The organism is Methyloversatilis universalis FAM5 (genome assembly GCF_000214035.2).
Classification (GTDB): Bacteria; Pseudomonadota; Gammaproteobacteria; order Burkholderiales; family Rhodocyclaceae; genus Methyloversatilis; species Methyloversatilis universalis.
On sequence record NZ_AFHG01000030.1, the window covers coordinates 334,501 to 349,270 of the forward strand.

Here is a 14,770-nt window from a genome sequence, read left to right on the forward strand (position 1 = left end):
CCGCCGGCCTGACCCTCAGAACAGCAGCGGCGCGACGAAGGCGAAGAAGCCTCCGGTCAGGAAAAGCAGCACCGACAGCGCATACACCGCGACGGACAGGCGCCGCGCGCGCATGCAGGCACGCGCGGCGGCCGGATCGGCCGGGCAGGGCAGGCGGCGCGCCCGCCACTGCGCCGCACCGGCGGCCGACAGCATGAGCGCGGCACCGCCGAACACGCCGGCCTTGTGCTCAGACAGCCAGATCAGCTGAGGGAAGCGCACGGTCAGCGCGACCAGCGTGGCGCCGGCGCCGAGCGCCACCAGCAGCGCCGGCAGCGCGCAGCACACCAGGGTCGAACTGCTGGCCAGCAGCGACAGCCCGCTTGCCCCCAGCGTGGCCCGCAGTCCGCGTTCAGCGCCCGCCATGGGCCTTGCCCTTCAGTTCGGCACGCAGGCTGTCCAGCGACTGCGACACCCGCTCGATCTTCTTCACCTGATAGCCGGCGTCGGTGATCTGGCTGCGCAGCGTGTCGTCGGCGATGTCCTGGCCGTCCTTCAGGCTGAGCGCGACCACCTTGTGTTCCAGACTGACCAGCACGTCGTCGGTGGCGGCGTGGCTGCGCAGCTTCTTCTCGATGGCCGAGCCGCAGAATGCGCATACCAGGCCGTCCACCTGCATCCGTATCGTGGTGGCGGCCTGTGCCAGGCTGGTGGACAGCACCAGCAGCAGCGCGCTGGCGATGGACAGGCAAGTCGTTCTTTTCATTTCGATTCCTTTCGTTTCAGAACAGCAGCATGAGGTTTACGAAGGCGTCGCCGCGGTGTTCGCGATTGACGCTGACCCCCACATCCACCCACCAGCGGCGCTGGAACAGGCGCAGCAGCGGCGTGACCTGGGTGGCCTCGGTCAGGCCGCTGCGGCGTTCGAGCTGCAGGCCCAGCCAGGTGGCGATGTCTTCGTAGTCGGCGGCATAGGGCGCCCACAGACCCTGTGCGGTGGTGACCGTCTGGCTGCGCCCGCCGGCGAGGTAGGAGTGGGTGGACAGCCGGCCGTAGATGCGCCGGGTTTCGTGGTCGGCCCAGAATCCGCCGTGCAGGCCGGCGCGGGTGTCGTCGCCGGAGCCGGCAAACTCGCTGCTGCGCGCCAGCAGCGGCCCGCCGAACAGGTACAGATTGGTAATGCCGTCTGAGCCGTAGTCGCGGTGGATGAGCCAGTTGGCCTGCAGCGTGCTGTAGCGGCGGTCCAGGCGACCGTCGTCGGATCGGTAGCGCGACTGGCCGACGGACAGCGCAAGGTCGGCCCGCACGCCGTAGGCGATATCCGCCATCTGGCTGTCCGGCGACGCGCTGAACATGAACATGGTCACGTCGCGCGGTATGAAGAAGCCGGCCGACGCCGGCAGCGGCAGCGCGGCCGCGATCGCCAGCGCGCAGCGGCGCCACCGGCCTGTAAGCGGTGTCATGAAGGACTCCCTGAACGGACGAAGAAGGGGCCACCGGCGGCGGGTGCCGCCGAGGCCACGTTTTCCGGCGTCAGGCGGTGCGGGGCGGGCGTTCGGGCGGCGCGAGCGCGCGTGCAGGCACGCGGTCGGTCGGCACGGGAAGGGCAGAGGACTGCCGCGAGGCGGTGGTGTCCGCGGTGAGGGCCGGTTCGAGCGCCAGCAGGTGGGCGGCCGCGCACAGCGCGGCAGCGCTGCAGTCGTCCGGACAGTGGCAGGCGTGGCCGGCTTCCGCGTCCGCCTGCATCGCGGCGACCGCCAGCGCGCGCTGCGTGGCGCAGTGCAGCGCGTAGGCGTGCAGCGGCAGCGCACAAAGCATCAGCAGTGCGATCAGGCGACGGAGCGGAAGACGGGCGAACTTCATCGGGCGCAGCTTATCTGCAATCGGACATGCAGAGGACACCGCGGCGCCGCCCGGGTTCATCCGGGCGGATGGCTGGAGGGGGTCAGACCACCTGCGGCCAGTGCAGGTCGCCGCACAGCACGCGCAGCTGGTCGTCCCAGCCGCGGTAGGCGATGGACACGGTGACGCACAGCAGGCCGGACGAAATCGACAGATAGGGCCGGGTGACCTGCACCTTGCCCACGTTCTCGATCGCGCGGCGGAAGTAGGGACGGCGCGACCAGCGGGCGTGACGGCTCTGCGACATGGTGCGGTACTGGCTGTCTGGCGCGCCGAAGGGCTGGCTGGCGCGCACGTTGCGCCCGACCTGGCGGCCCTGTTCGTCCAGCATGAAGCAGCAGTCCGCGCGCTCCAGCTGCAGGAAGCCGCGGCAGGCCTCTTCCATCGGCAGACCTTCTTCCAGCAGTACCGCGCAGCCGCCCATGGCGTGGATGTAGGGTGCGATCAGCTCGCGGTAGCGGGCGGCGCCGCTGCCGCGCGTGGTGTTGAAACGCTCCCACAGCGCGGTGAGCTGGGCGCTCTGTTCGCGGGTATCCACCGGCAGCGCCTGCGGCATCGCGAAGTAGTAGCCCTGCACGAAGTCGATGTCGGCATCGAGCGCGGCCAGCGCCTGCGCCTCGGTTTCGACGCCTTCGAGCAGCACCAGCGAACCGGCTTCGTGGATCAGGCTCACGATCTGCGGCAGCAGCCGGCGGGCAGACGGGTCTTCCACCGACTTGATCGCGAACGAGCGGTCGAGCTTCACGATTTCCGGCTGCATCGACCAGATGCGGTCGAAGTTCGAGTGGCCGGCACCGAAGTCGTCGAGCGCGATCATGCAGCCCAGGCCGCGCAGATATTCCACCGTGCGGGCGAAGCCGGCGTGTTCAGACACCGCCTGTTCCATCACTTCGATCACGATGTGACGCGGATCGATGTCCGGGTGTTCGGACAGTTCGGGCAGGAAGTCGCTCAGGTCGGCGTCCGGGCCGCGCCGGAACACTTCCGGGTGGATGTTCAGGAACAGCCAGCCGCCGTGCGTGTCCTGCGCTGCGTGGTTGTTTACATGCAGATATCGGCACAGCTGGTCCAGATAGCGCAGGTCGTCGTAGTCGCGCGCGTTGCCGATCACGCGGGCGGGCGAGATCGGGTTGGCATCGACATCGGCCGCGCGCAGCAGCCCTTCGTGGCCGATCGCGCGGCAGTGGGAAACGCTGTAGATGGGCTGGAAATGACTGGTCAGCGTCAGGCCGCGGTAGCGGGCCAGTACGCCCTGTGCGCTGTGCACGATGTCGGCGGAGTTCGTGTCGGCTTCCGCGACGACGGATAACGATGCGTGAGCCATGGCGACGCCCGGATAATGAGTCTGGGTCATCTATCGGCAGCACGCGGCCGTCCTTGAACAGGATTTTGTCCTTCCGACGCGCGCAAAGCCTTGCGCACAGCGGTGGTGCGCGAGGAGGACCGGTCCGGCGCACTGGTATACTTTCCCACGTTTGATGCCCCAGTTCATGGCACGGGCATTCTTTCCGGTGTGTCCCGGGCCCGCCTGGCCTGACCGCCGTTCTCCTTTCTCCCTCCCATTCCCTGCATGAGCGATTTTTCGTTTCCGTTTGTCCTGTTGCTGCTCGGTCAGCTCGCCACGCTGGCGCTGGTGATCGCGCTCGGGCTGCGTCTGCGCGGCCTCGCCGCGCGCGACGCCGACGCGGCGGACACCCAGCGCCGCACGCTCGACGCGCTGCATGAAGGCCTGCAGCGCCAGACCGAACGCACGGTGAGCATGCAGGCCGAGGCCAACGAGCGGCTGCGCCGGACCACTTCGCTGGAACTGGCCGCCGCGCGCGACGCCATCGGTGCATTGCGCACCGAACTGGTGGCGCAGACCGCCGCCACGCTGGCCGAACAGACCCGGGCCCAGCAGCAGGCGCTGCAGAACGGCCTGCAGAATGCCTCGGTGCAGCTGACCACGTCGATCGAATCGCTCACCCGCACCGTGAACGAGCGACTGGAAGGGCTGAGCGGCCGGGTGCACGAGCGGCTGGAAGAGGGCTTCCGCAAGACCAATGAAACCTTTGCCAGCGTGATGGCGCGGCTGGCCACCATAGACGAGGCACAGAAGAAGATAGAAGGGCTGTCGTCCAGCGTGGTGAGCCTGAACGAACTGCTGGGCGACAAGAAGGCGCGCGGCGCCTTCGGCGAGGTACAGCTGGAGGCGCTGGTGCGCAATGCGCTGCCGCCGGACGCCTTCGAGTTTCAGGCCACGCTGTCGACCGGAGTCCGGGTGGACTGCCTGCTCAGATTGCCGGAGCCGACCGGCCGGGTGGCGGTGGACGCCAAGTTCCCGCTGGAGAACTACCATCGCATGTTCGCCGCCGACGCGGCCGAAGCTGACCGCCGGCAGGCGCAGACGGCTTTCCGCGCCGATGTGCGCAGGCATGTGGACGACATCGCCGCCAAATACATCATTGCGGACGAAACCTCGGACGGCGCGGTGCTGTTCCTGCCGGCCGAGGCGGTATTCGCCGAACTGCACGCCCACCACGCCGACGTGATCGCCCATGCGCAGGCGAAGCGGGTGTGGATCGTGTCGCCCACCACGCTGATGGCGGTGCTGAACACCGCGCGCGCGGTACTGAAGGACGTCGAGACCCGGCGCCAGATCCACCTGATCCGCGATGCGCTGGGCCGGCTCGCCAAGGATTTCACCCTGTTCGACCGACGCATGGAAAAACTCGCGACCCACATCCGTCAGGCGCACGAGGACGTGCAGGACGTTGCGGTGTCCAGCCGCAAGATCAGTCACCAGTTCGGCCGCATCGAGCGTGCCGAAGCCGACGCGCTGAAAGCGCTGGACGCGCCGGAGGACGGCGCATGAACGCCGCCGTACAGCAGATCCTGCTCGCCGCGCCGCTGTTCGTGCTGGTGTTCGTCGGCTACGGCATCGTGCATTGGGGTGGCTGGCCGAAGGCGGCGGCCGACGCGCTGGCCAAGTTCGTGTTCACCATCGCGCTGCCGGCCATGCTGTTCCGGCTGATGAGCGGTTTCGCCAGCCTGCCGCCGGTGGACGTGCGGCTGCTGGCCGCCTTCTTCGGCGGATGCCTCATCGTGTTCCTGCTCGGCCGGCTGGTGTCGGCCCGTCTGTTCCGGCTGGACGGCGTGTCGCAGTCGGTGTTCGCGCTGGGCGGCGTGTTTTCGAACAACGTGCTGCTGGGCCTGCCGCTCACCCGCATCCTGCTCGGCGAGCACGCGATGCCGTCGGCGGCGCTGGTGGTGGTGTTCAACGCGCTGACGCTGTGGACCCTGGTCACCGTGTCGGTCGAATGGGCGAAGAACGGCGCGCCCACGCTGGCCGGCTTCGGCAAGACCGCGCGCGGCGTGCTGACCAATCCGCTGGTGGCCTCCATCCTCACCGGAACGCTGTTCAGCCTGACCGGATGGACGCTGCCGTCGCTGATCGACCAGCCGCTGAAAATGCTGGGCGACGCCGCGCTGCCGATGTCGCTGATCGCGCTTGGCATGGGTCTGGCGGAATTTGGCGTGCGCGAAGGCTGGCAGCAGAGCGTGAGCATCAGCGCGCTCAAGCTGATCGCCCACCCGCTGGTGGTGTGGGGACTGGCGGTGCTGCTCGGCCTGCCGCCGGTGGAAACCCAGGCCGTGGTGCTGCTGGCGTCATTGTCGGTCGGCGCCAACGTCTATCTGATGTCGCGCCAGTTCCACGTGATGCAGGGGCCGGTCGCCAGCAGCCTGCTCATGTCCACCGCGCTGGCCGCGCTGACCACGCCGCTGATGATGGCGCTGGTCGCGGCGAGCAGCTGAGGGCAGGCGGCAGTTCGGTCATCGTGGCGCCGCGCCTGCCGAACGGGCCGGCTGTGCAAAGTCGGCCCTGTGCGAACGCAGTGAGTGTGGGGGCCGCGCCGCCCGCAGGGCCGCCCCAAGGGCGGGGAGCCCCCTTGGGGGGCAGCGAACGCAGTGAGCGTGGGGGCCTTCCTCTCAGTCCTCAGCGCTCGGCTTCAGCGCCGCTTTCACCGTCACCTCGTTCAGCGACGGCTCGCACAGTTCGATGAAGCGGTAGGCGTAGCTGCGCAGGTAGTGCTTGCGGCGCAGCGCGATCATCGTGGTGTTGGCGGCGAACAGGTGTTCGCTGTCGAGCAGGCGCAGCGCGCTGTCGCGTGCCGGGTCAAAGGCGACCGAAGCGATGATGCCGGCGCCCAGCCCGAGCTCGACATAGGTCTTGATCACGTCCGCATCCAGTGCGGACATGACGATGTCGGGCAGCAGGCCGGCGCGGGCGAACGTGGCGTCGATGCGGGCGCGGCCGGTGAAGCCTTCGTGATAGGTGACGACCGGATGTTCGACCAGCGCCTCCAGCGTGAGCGGTCTGACCGCTTCCAGCGGATGGCCGGCCGGCACGATGACCGAGTGATGCCAGGTGTGGAAGGGGAAGGTGACCAGATCGGGCGCGTCGGCCAGAGTTTCGGTGGCGATGCCGATGTCCGCCTCGCCGTCGTGCAGCAGATCCACGATTTCGCCCGGGCTGGCCTGCAGCAGCACCAGATGCACTTTCGGGAACAGCCGCTTGAATTCGGTCACCACCCGCGGCAGCGCGTAACGCGCCTGGGTGTGCGTGGTGGCGATGCGCAGCTGGCCCTCGTCGCGGCGGGCGAACTGTTCGGCCAGCCGCTTGATGTTGCCGGCGTCGAGCAGCATGCGCTCGACGATCTCGACCAGTTCGCTGCCCGGCTCGGTCAGGCCGAGCAGGCGCTTGCCCTTGCGGACGAACAGCTCGACGCCCAGTTCGTCCTCCAGATCCTTGATGTGCTTGCTCACGCCGGACTGCGAGGTGAACAGCGCGTTGGCGACTTCGGTCAGGTTGAACTGCCGCCTGACGGTTTCGCGGATGATGCGGAGCTGCTGGAAATTCATGGTTCTTCTTTCTGTTTCACGGCCTGCGGTCGGGCGCGTTCAGCGGGCGAACACGCGCAGGCGCTGCGGATGCAGACGCACGGTCTGACCTTCCTGCAGGGCCAGGGCCTCGACCCGCTCGCGCGTCAGTTCGACCTCGAAATGCTGGCCGGTGGCGCCATTCAGGCCATCCAGCTCGACCCGGGCGGTGACGCCGAAGGACAGCACGCGCGCCACCCGCGCCGGCACGCCGTCGGTGCCGGCCAGATCGGTCACGATGTCCAGCTCGTGCGGACGGGCGAAGGCGATCACCTCATCGCCGTGTTTCAGGTCGGGTGCGGCGTGGCGCAGCACCTCGTCGCCGACGCGCACGCTCTGGCCATCGACATGGCCGCTGAAGTGGTTCACCGCGCCGAGGAAGCCATAGACGAAGGGCGTGGCCGGGTGGCGATACACCTCTTCCGGCGTGCCGATCTGTTCCACCTTGCCGTGGTCCATCAGCACCACGCGGTCGGCCACTTCCAGCGCCTCTTCCTGGTCGTGGGTGACGAAGATCGAGGTGATGTGCAGTTCGTCGTGCAGCCGGCGCAGCCAGCGACGCAGCTCCTTGCGCACCTTGGCGTCGAGCGCGCCGAACGGTTCGTCCAGCAGCAGTACGCGCGGCTCGACCGCCAGCGCGCGGGCCAGCGCGATGCGCTGGCGCTGGCCGCCGGACAGCTGGGCCGGGAAGCGGTCGGCCAGCCAGTCCAGCTGCACCAGCTTGAGCAGGTCATGCACCTTGGTGCGGATCGCCTTTTCCGACGGGCGCTGGCTGCGCGGCTTCATGCGCAGACCGAAGGCCACGTTGTCGAATACGCTCATGTGGCGGAACAGCGCGTAGTGCTGGAACACGAAGCCGACGTGGCGTTCGCGCACATGGGTGTCGGAAGCGTCCTCGCCGTCCAGCAGCACGCGGCCGCCGTCCGCCGATTCCAGGCCGGCGATGATGCGCAGCAGCGTGGTCTTGCCGCAGCCGGACGGGCCCAGCAGCGCGACCAGTTCGCCGGTCGGGAAGTCGAGCGACACGTCGCCGAGGGCCACGAAATCACCGAAGGCCTTGTGGATGTTCTGGACCTGGATGCTCATTCTGTAACGTCCTTTGCTTTCGTTGCCTGGTACTCGACCCAGGTCTTCACCGCGAGGGTGACCAGTGCCAGCAGCGCGAGCAGCGACGCGACGGCGAAGGCGGCTGCGAACTGGTACTCGTTGTAGAGAATCTCGACATGCAGCGGCATGGTGTTGGTGAGGCCGCGGATGTGGCCGGACACCACCGACACCGCGCCGAATTCGCCCATCGCCCGCGCATTGCACAGAATGACGCCGTACATCAGGCCCCACTTGATATTGGGCAGCGTCACGTACCAGAAGGTCTGCCAGCCGTTCGCGCCCAGCACCACCGCGGCTTCCTCCTCCTCCTTGCCCTGCGCCTGCATGAGCGGAATCAGTTCGCGGGCGATGAACGGGAAGGTGACGAAGATGGTGGCCAGCACGATGCCGGGCACCGCGAAGATGATCTTCACGTCATGCCCCTGCAGCCAGGGGCCGAACCAGCCCTGCGCACCGAACACCAGCACATAGATCAGGCCGGCCACCACCGGCGACACCGAAAAGGGCAGGTCGATCAGCGTGATCAGCAGATGCTTGCCGCGGAAGTTGAACTTGGTGATCGCCCACGCCGCGGCCACGCCGAAGGTGAGGTTCAGCGGCACCGCGATCACCGCGGCGATCAGCGTGAGCTTGATCGCCGATACCGCGTCCGGCTCGATCAGCGCGGCGAGATAGGTGTCCCAGCCCTTGCGCAGCGCCTCGACGAATACCGCGATCAGCGGCATCAGCAGGAACAGCGCGAAGAAGGTGAGGGACACCGCGATCAGCATCCATTTGAACCAGGCCGGCTCGCGGGTCGCGGCGCGGTTCTCGAAGCGGGCCGCGACGTCGCCGCCGGCATGGAGTGAAGTGGCGCCGGCCATCAGCGGTTCCTCCCGGTGGCTTTTTCGGTCCATGCCTGCAGGCCGTTGATCGCCAGCAGCAGCACGAAGGAGAACAGCAGCATGACGACCGCGATCGCGGTGGCGCCGGTGTAGTCGTACTGTTCGAGCTTGGTGATGATCATCAGCGGGGTGATTTCCGACACCATCGGAATGTTGCCGGCGATGAAGATGACCGAGCCGTATTCACCCACCGCGCGGGCAAAGGCCAGCGCGAAACCGGTCAGCAGCGCCGGCAGCAGGATGGGCAGCGTCACGTGGCGGAAGGTCTGCCAGCGGCGCGCGCCCAGGCTGGCCGCGGCCTCTTCGAGCTCGGTGTCCAGGTCTTCCAGGATCGGCTGCACCGTGCGCACCACGAAGGGCAGGCCGATGAACACCAGCGACACCAGCACGCCCAGCGGCGTGAAGGCCACCTTGATGCCCAGCGGCTCCAGCGCCGAACCCAGCCAGCCGTTCGGGGCGTACAGCGCGGTCAGCGCGATGCCGGCCACCGCGGTCGGCAGCGCGAACGGCAGATCGATCAGCGCATCCACCAGCTTCTTGCCCGGAAAGGAATAGCGCACCAGCGCCCAGGCCAGACCGAGGCCGAACACCGCGTTGATCGCGGCGGCCAGCAGCGAGGCGCCGAAGGACAGCTTGTAGGAGGCGACCACGCGCGGCGTGGTGACCACATCCCAGAACTGGCTCAGGCCGAGCTGCGAAGTCTTCAGGAACACCGCGGACAGCGGAATGAGCACGATGATGCACAGATAGAACAGCGTGTAGCCCAGCGTCAGATTGAAACCGGGCAGCACCTGGAAGGCGCGCCGGCTCATGGCTGGAGCTCCCGTGCGCGGGGGCGCGTCGGAAAGGGCATGGAGGTCGTCCCGAATCTTGATCGAGCCGACAGGGTAAGGATTCCCTCAAATTACTGGAAATAATAAGAAGTAATTTGCTTAGAGGATTTCTGAATTTAATCGACACAAACGCACCAATAAGGTGCATCCATAAGCACCGCCTCAGGGCACTTGAGTGTCAGGAAACTTTTTTTAATACAGGGTCTAAAGACAGCACTGCTGCAGGTCGAGAAGCACCTATCTGCCCTAGCCAAAGGATGTGAGCATGTTCGGACTGTTCCGCGCCCGCAAAGACCTTGAAGTGCTGTCCGGCCTGCTGCTGACCTGCCGTGACGGTGCCGGCCCGCTGGCCCGCCCGCCGGCCGGTCTGCCTGAGCCGCTGGCTGCCGCGCTGCGCGGGCTGGCCGAGCACGAGGCCCGGATGCAGTCCGAACTGGATAGCCTGCGTGCCCTGCCGGACACGGTGGCCCGGCTGCGCGACGAACTGGCGGCCGCTCGGCGCGCGGCGGATGAAGCGCAGGCTGAAGCCGGCCGCGCCGGGCGTGAAGCCTCGGCCGCCCAGGAAGACGCGGCGCGCGAACGGGCGCAGGCCGACGCGCTGCGCGCCGATCTCGAACGGCGCGATCTGGCGCAGACCGCGCTGACCGAAGGCACCTGGACTTATTCCATCACCGACGGCGATCCGGACCATCCGGACAACGTCGTGCGCTGGTCCGACGAACTGCGCGGCCTGCTGGGCGCCAGCCGCAGCGATTTCCCGGACAGCTGGGACAGCTGGCTGGCGGTGCTGCACCCGGAGGACAAGAACCGGGTGATCGACGCCTTCAACGCCCACCTGACCGACGCGACCGGCCGCACGCCCTACGTCTGCGAATACCGCCTGCGTCATCGCACGCGCGGCTACATCTGGTTCCGCGAACGGGCGGCCACGGTGCGCGACGCGAGCGGCCGCGCCACTCACTCCGCCGGCGCCCTGCGCGACATCAGCGACGAGAAGCAGGCGGAAGCGCTGCAGCACGAACAGCAGCGCAAGATGGAAGACAGCATGCAGCAGATCCTGTCCATTTCCGGCGTCATCAACGAAATTTCCAAGCGCACCAATCTGCTGGCGCTGAACGCGAGCATCGAGGCGGCGCGGGCGGGCGAGGTCGGCCGCGGCTTCGCGGTGGTGGCCGAAGAAGTGGCCAAGCTTGCGCTGCAGACCTCGAACGCCACCAACGAAATCGTCAAGATGGCCGAGCAGCAGCGCGCACAGAACGCGGTCGGCAGCTGAGGCAGGCAGGTCGCAAGCGAAAAAGGGGCGCCCGCGGGCGCCCCTTTTGATTGTTCGGGCCGGACCGTCCGGCTCAGCTTTCCACGCTGCCGCCGATCAGCGCCGCGCTCTGCTGCAGGCGGTTGAACAGCGCCAGACCGTCCGGCCAGGCACCGTGACCGGAGTCGACATTCACGTGACCGGCGTCGCCCAGATCCACCAGCTGGGCGCCCCAGCGTTCGGCCCAGGTGGCGGCGGACAGGAAGCGCATCCACGGATCGTTGCGGCTGGCCGCCACGACGGCGGCGAAGGGCAGGGCGGACGACGGGATGCGCGCGGTGACGCCGAACTTGTCCGGGCTGGCCGGGGCCACCAGCAGCGCACCGGCGAGGCGTTCGCCGACCCGCTGCGCCGCGACCACGGACGCCAGGCAGCCGAAGCTGTGCGCGATCAGCCACACCCGGCCGGGTGAGGACTCGACCGCCTCGACTACGCGGGTCGACCACAGCTCGATGTCGGGCTGCGCCCAGTCGGCCTGTTCGACCCGGCGGGCGCCAACCAGGGGCTCGATCCAGGTCTGCCAGTGTTCGGGGCCGCTGCCATTCAGGCCGGGCACCACCAATACGCTGTCCATCCTCTTTCCGTTCTAGTCCGTTTGCGGTGCCGTCATTTCGTTGCGGCCACGCCGGCGCTGCGTTTGGCCAGTGCGGTGTCCGACTTCAGCAGGTCGGCGGCGTCGCCCATGATGCGGGCGGCTTCGTCGAGCAGCACGTCGCGGGCCGCCTTGCGCGATTTCTCGGCCGCCAGTTCGCTGTCCAGTGCGCGTTCGCCGGCCTGCAGACCGTCGTCGCGCAGCACCGGTGCGTCCTCGGTGCCGTCCTTCACTTCGCTGCGCGCCTTCAGCTTCGCTTCCTGCGCTTCGCGTTCCTTGCGCCGGGCTTCGGCGTTCAGCGAAATTTCGGTGCGCTTGCGCATCGCTTCGGCTTCGGCCAGATCGTCCAGCAGGTCGCGGTAGCCGCGGTCCTGCGCGGTACGTGCCTGATGGCGGGCGGTCAGCATGGGCAGCAGTTCCTGCGGATGGCCGACCGCGCGGTAGTCCGCAGGCGCGATCTGAGTCCAGGGCAGCGGGTTGTCGTAGCTCGATTCGCCGATGCGCTCATGGTCCATGGTGCGGGCCAGCGGCAGGTCGGGCGTGACGCCGCGCAGCTGGGTGGTGCCGCCATTCACGCGGAAGAACTGGGCGATGGTGAGCTTCAGTTCGCCATAGGTCGGCTTGTCGCTCTTGGCCATTTCGTCCATGTCGAGCAGGGTCTGCACCGTGCCCTTGCCGAAGCTGGTTTCGCCGATCACCAGACCGCGGCCGTAGTCCTGGATGGCGGCCGCGAAAATTTCCGAGGCGGAGGCCGAGGCGCGGTTGATCAGCACACCGAGCGGGCCGTCCCAGGCCAGGCCGGCGTCGTTGTCCTGTTCGACCCGGATCTGGCCCTTGCCGTTGCGCTGCTGCACCACCGGGCCGCGGTCGATGAACAGGCCGGTCAGGCGCACCGCTTCGTCCAGCGAACCACCGCCGTTGTTACGCAGGTCGATCAGCAGCGCATCCACCTTGTCCGCCTTCAGTTCGGCGATCAGCTTCGCCACATCGCGGCTGGCGCTGCGGAAATCGGCGTCGGCGCGGGATTTCGCTTCGACGTCCTGATAGAAGGTGGGCAGCGTGATCACGCCCACCTTCTGGCCGCCGGCTTCGATCACCGACTTGGCGGCCGCCTGTTTCTCGAGCTTGATGGTGTCGCGCACCATCTTGACCCGGGTGGGCTTCGCGTCCGGGCCGGCGTCGGCCGGCAGGATGTCCAGCGTCACCACGGTGTCCTTGCTGCCGCGGATGAGCTGCACCACGTCGTCCACCCGCCAGCCGAGCACGTCGGCCATCGGTGTCTGTTCGTCCTTGGCCACGCCGACGATGCGGTCGCCGATCTTGATCTTTTCCGAGCGCGCAGCCGGGCCGCCGGCCACCAGTTCGCGGATGGTCACGTACTCGTCGCGCTCCTGCAGCACCGCGCCGATGCCCACCAGCGACAGCTTCATGTTGATCGCGAAGTCTTCGGCCGCGCGCGGGCCGAGGTAGCTGGTGTGCGGCTCGATCGATTCGGCGTACGCGTTCATGAAGATCTGGAACACGTCGTCGCTCTTGATGCGGGCTGAATTGCTCAGTGCCTGGTCATAGCGCTTGGTCAGCGTATCGCGGATGGCGGCATCGTCCTTGCCAGCCAGCTTCAGCCGCAGCCAGTCGTTCTTCACCCGCTTGCGCCACAGCTCCTGCAGTTCGGCGCCGGTCTTCGCCCACGGCGCATCGGTGCGCACGTACTGGTAGTTCTCGTTCTGCGTGAAATCGAAGCCCTTGGCGAGCAGCGCACGGGCCTCGCTCAGCCGTTCCTGCTGACGCTGGGCGTAGCGGGTGTAGATGGCGAACGGCGCGGCCAGATTCTGCTGCCGGATGGCGTCGTCGAGCAGCAGGCGTACCGAATTGAAGGTGTCGATGTCGGACTGCAGGAAGAACACCCGGTCCGGGTCCAGCGTCTTCAGATAGCGGTCGAGGATTTTCGACGACAGCGCGTCGTCCAGCGGCACATTCTGATAATGGAAGCGGGACATCAGTTCGGCACTGGCCTGGGCCGCCAGCGCGTGGGCCTCCACCGGCTTCAGCGTCGGCACGGCCGGTGTTGCAGCCTGCAACATGACTGGCGCGGGCAGCGCAAGACCGATCAGCAGGAAGAGGGTGTTCAGTTTCATCGCGGGACTCCGGCGCATTCAGGCAGACAGGGGGCAACAGGGGCGAAGTATGTGCCATCGACCACAGCAGGCGGCCTTTTGTTCGGCCGCCCGCGTGAAAGTCTTGTCGCTCCGGGTGCTGGCGCGCCGGGCCGGTCGCTCAGCGTACGCTGATCTGGTCGAACACGCCGCCGTCGGCGAAGTGTGCTTTCTGGGCCTTCTGCCAGCCGCCGAATTCGGCGTCGATGGTGAAGAGCTTGACCGGCGCGAAGGTCTTGGCGTACTTGGCGGCGACCTTGGGGTCGATCGGGCGGTAGTAGTTCTGGGCCGCGATTTCCTGACCTTCCGGGCTGTACAGGTATTCCAGGTAGGCGGTGGCCACGGCACGGGTGCCGCGCTTGTCGACCACTTTGTCGACCACGCTGACCGGCGGTTCGGCCAGGATGGACAGCGAGGGCGTGACGATTTCGAACTTGTCCGGACCCAGCTCCTTCACCGCCAGATAGGCCTCGTTCTCCCACGCGATGAGCACATCACCGATGCCGCGCTCGACGAAAGTGGTGGTCGAACCGCGGGCGCCGGAATCGAGCACCTTCACGTTGGCGAACAGCTTTTTCACGAACTCTTTCGCGGTGGCGTCCGAGCCGCCCGGCTGCTTGGCCGCGTAGGCCCAGGCGGCGAGGTAGTTCCAGCGCGCGCCGCCCGAGGTCTTGGGGTTGGGGGTGATGACCTCGACGCCGGGCCGGACCAGATCGTTCCAGTCCTTCAGGCCCTTGGGGTTGCCCTTGCGCACCAGGAACACGATGGTGGAGGTGTAGGGCGAGGCGTTGTGGGGCAGGCGCTTCTGCCAGTCGGCGGGGATGAGCTTGCCGTTGTCGTGCAGGGCATCGACGTCGTAGGCCAGGGCGAGGGTGACCACGTCGGCTTCGAGGCCGTCGATGACCGAGCGGGCCTGCTTGCCGGAGCCGCCGTGGGACTGCTTGATGGTGACGTTGTCGCCGGATTTCGCCTTCCAGTGCTTGGCGAAGGCGGCGTTGAAGTCCTGATAGAGCTCGCGGGTCGGGTCGTAGGACACGTTGAGCAGGGTGATGTCGGCGGCCAGGGCGCTGCCGGCGAGAGCGGTGCCG

15 protein-coding genes are annotated in these 14,770 nt (G+C 67.5%); 3 read left to right on the forward strand and 12 right to left on the reverse strand.

Annotation, left to right across the window (positions count from 1 at the left end):
- Positions 1-15 precede the first annotated feature (15 nt).
- The 5 genes from METUNV1_RS04495 to METUNV1_RS04515 form a co-directional block, all read right to left on the reverse strand.
- A complete protein-coding gene (locus METUNV1_RS04495) occupies positions 16-405 on the reverse strand; it encodes a hypothetical protein (RefSeq protein ID WP_008059266.1) in 390 nt (129 codons plus the stop codon).
- Positions 392-745 (reverse strand): heavy-metal-associated domain-containing protein, encoded by a 354-nt coding sequence (locus METUNV1_RS04500; protein WP_008059267.1) that lies wholly within the window; start codon positions 743-745, stop codon positions 392-394. Before METUNV1_RS04500 ends, METUNV1_RS04495 begins: the two co-directional genes overlap by 14 nt.
- A 16-nt stretch (positions 746-761) precedes the next feature.
- The gene (locus METUNV1_RS04505; protein WP_008059268.1) at positions 762-1,442 is read right to left on the reverse strand and encodes a hypothetical protein; all 681 of its coding nucleotides are present in this window, start codon (positions 1,440-1,442) and stop codon (positions 762-764) included.
- A gap of 70 nt (positions 1,443-1,512) precedes the next feature.
- Entirely contained in the window at positions 1,513-1,842 is a 330-nt protein-coding gene (locus tag METUNV1_RS04510) for a hypothetical protein (protein WP_008059269.1), read from the reverse strand.
- An 82-nt stretch (positions 1,843-1,924) separates the two neighbouring features.
- Positions 1,925-3,235: a sensor domain-containing phosphodiesterase gene (locus METUNV1_RS04515; protein WP_008059270.1), complete on the reverse strand. Its 1,311-nt coding sequence runs from the start codon at positions 3,233-3,235 to the stop codon at positions 1,925-1,927.
- 216 nt (positions 3,236-3,451) lie between these two features.
- On the opposite strand from METUNV1_RS04515, the gene METUNV1_RS04520 reads away from it, so the two are divergent.
- Both METUNV1_RS04520 and METUNV1_RS04525 read left to right on the forward strand, forming a co-directional pair.
- Positions 3,452-4,735, forward strand: coding sequence for a DNA recombination protein RmuC (locus METUNV1_RS04520; protein WP_043358995.1), 1,284 nt, complete (start codon positions 3,452-3,454; stop codon positions 4,733-4,735).
- Positions 4,732-5,676 carry an AEC family transporter gene (locus tag METUNV1_RS04525; protein ID WP_008059273.1) on the forward strand — a complete coding sequence of 315 codons (945 nt, stop codon included), beginning with the start codon at positions 4,732-4,734 and terminating at the stop codon, positions 5,674-5,676. The genes METUNV1_RS04520 and METUNV1_RS04525 overlap by 4 nt, the downstream gene beginning before the upstream one ends.
- A gap of 174 nt (positions 5,677-5,850) precedes the next feature.
- Here the strand turns inward: METUNV1_RS04525 and METUNV1_RS04530 are convergent, their stop codons facing one another.
- The 4 genes from METUNV1_RS04530 to cysT are packed head-to-tail and all read right to left on the reverse strand — an operon-like array spanning position 5,851 to position 9,604.
- On the reverse strand, positions 5,851-6,783 hold the full coding sequence (locus METUNV1_RS04530) for a CysB family HTH-type transcriptional regulator (protein WP_008059277.1): 933 nt from the start codon (positions 6,781-6,783) through the stop codon (positions 5,851-5,853).
- Between the two features lie 39 nt (positions 6,784-6,822).
- Complete coding sequence (locus tag METUNV1_RS04535) at positions 6,823-7,887, reverse strand: sulfate/molybdate ABC transporter ATP-binding protein (protein ID WP_008059283.1); 1,065 nt, start codon at positions 7,885-7,887, stop codon at positions 6,823-6,825.
- Entirely contained in the window at positions 7,884-8,771 is an 888-nt protein-coding gene (gene cysW / locus METUNV1_RS04540) for a sulfate ABC transporter permease subunit CysW (protein ID WP_008059284.1), read from the reverse strand. The genes METUNV1_RS04535 and cysW overlap by 4 nt, the downstream gene beginning before the upstream one ends.
- Positions 8,771-9,604 carry a sulfate ABC transporter permease subunit CysT gene (cysT, locus tag METUNV1_RS04545; protein WP_008059285.1) on the reverse strand — a complete coding sequence of 278 codons (834 nt, stop codon included), beginning with the start codon at positions 9,602-9,604 and terminating at the stop codon, positions 8,771-8,773. Before cysT ends, cysW begins: the two co-directional genes overlap by 1 nt.
- Before the next feature lie 286 nt (positions 9,605-9,890).
- On the opposite strand from cysT, the gene METUNV1_RS20080 reads away from it, so the two are divergent.
- Positions 9,891-10,898: a methyl-accepting chemotaxis protein gene (locus METUNV1_RS20080; RefSeq protein WP_008059286.1), complete on the forward strand. Its 1,008-nt coding sequence runs from the start codon at positions 9,891-9,893 to the stop codon at positions 10,896-10,898.
- Positions 10,899-10,971: 73 nt separating this feature from the next.
- On the opposite strand, the gene METUNV1_RS04555 is transcribed toward METUNV1_RS20080, so the two are convergent.
- The 3 genes from METUNV1_RS04555 to METUNV1_RS04565 form a co-directional block, all read right to left on the reverse strand.
- Entirely contained in the window at positions 10,972-11,511 is a 540-nt protein-coding gene (locus METUNV1_RS04555; RefSeq protein WP_008059287.1) for an RBBP9/YdeN family alpha/beta hydrolase, read from the reverse strand.
- 32 nt (positions 11,512-11,543) lie between these two features.
- On the reverse strand, positions 11,544-13,664 hold the full coding sequence (locus tag METUNV1_RS04560; RefSeq protein ID WP_008059288.1) for a carboxy terminal-processing peptidase: 2,121 nt from the start codon (positions 13,662-13,664) through the stop codon (positions 11,544-11,546).
- A gap of 139 nt (positions 13,665-13,803) precedes the next feature.
- Positions 13,804-14,770: sulfate ABC transporter substrate-binding protein (locus tag METUNV1_RS04565; protein WP_043358997.1), on the reverse strand; the 967-nt coding region annotated here is incomplete at its 5' end.

Bases quoted from the DNA above. Each gene is read 5' to 3' on its own strand.
- METUNV1_RS04495 (WP_008059266.1), bottom strand. From the start codon at position 405: ATGGCGGGCGCTGAACGCGGACTGCGGGCCACGCTGGGGGCAAGCGGG.
- METUNV1_RS04500 (WP_008059267.1), bottom strand. From the start codon at position 745: ATGAAAAGAACGACTTGCCTGTCCATCGCCAGCGCGCTGCTGCTGGTG.
- METUNV1_RS04505 (WP_008059268.1), bottom strand. From the start codon at position 1,442: ATGACACCGCTTACAGGCCGGTGGCGCCGCTGCGCGCTGGCGATCGCG.
- METUNV1_RS04510 (WP_008059269.1), bottom strand. From the start codon at position 1,842: ATGAAGTTCGCCCGTCTTCCGCTCCGTCGCCTGATCGCACTGCTGATG.
- METUNV1_RS04515 (WP_008059270.1), bottom strand. From the start codon at position 3,235: ATGACCCAGACTCATTATCCGGGCGTCGCCATGGCTCACGCATCGTTA.
- METUNV1_RS04520 (WP_043358995.1), top strand. From the start codon at position 3,452: ATGAGCGATTTTTCGTTTCCGTTTGTCCTGTTGCTGCTCGGTCAGCTC.
- METUNV1_RS04525 (WP_008059273.1), top strand. From the start codon at position 4,732: ATGAACGCCGCCGTACAGCAGATCCTGCTCGCCGCGCCGCTGTTCGTG.
- METUNV1_RS04530 (WP_008059277.1), bottom strand. From the start codon at position 6,783: ATGAATTTCCAGCAGCTCCGCATCATCCGCGAAACCGTCAGGCGGCAG.
- METUNV1_RS04535 (WP_008059283.1), bottom strand. From the start codon at position 7,887: ATGAGCATCCAGGTCCAGAACATCCACAAGGCCTTCGGTGATTTCGTG.
- cysW (WP_008059284.1), bottom strand. From the start codon at position 8,771: ATGGCCGGCGCCACTTCACTCCATGCCGGCGGCGACGTCGCGGCCCGC.
- cysT (WP_008059285.1), bottom strand. From the start codon at position 9,604: ATGAGCCGGCGCGCCTTCCAGGTGCTGCCCGGTTTCAATCTGACGCTG.
- METUNV1_RS20080 (WP_008059286.1), top strand. From the start codon at position 9,891: ATGTTCGGACTGTTCCGCGCCCGCAAAGACCTTGAAGTGCTGTCCGGC.
- METUNV1_RS04555 (WP_008059287.1), bottom strand. From the start codon at position 11,511: ATGGACAGCGTATTGGTGGTGCCCGGCCTGAATGGCAGCGGCCCCGAA.
- METUNV1_RS04560 (WP_008059288.1), bottom strand. From the start codon at position 13,664: ATGAAACTGAACACCCTCTTCCTGCTGATCGGTCTTGCGCTGCCCGCG.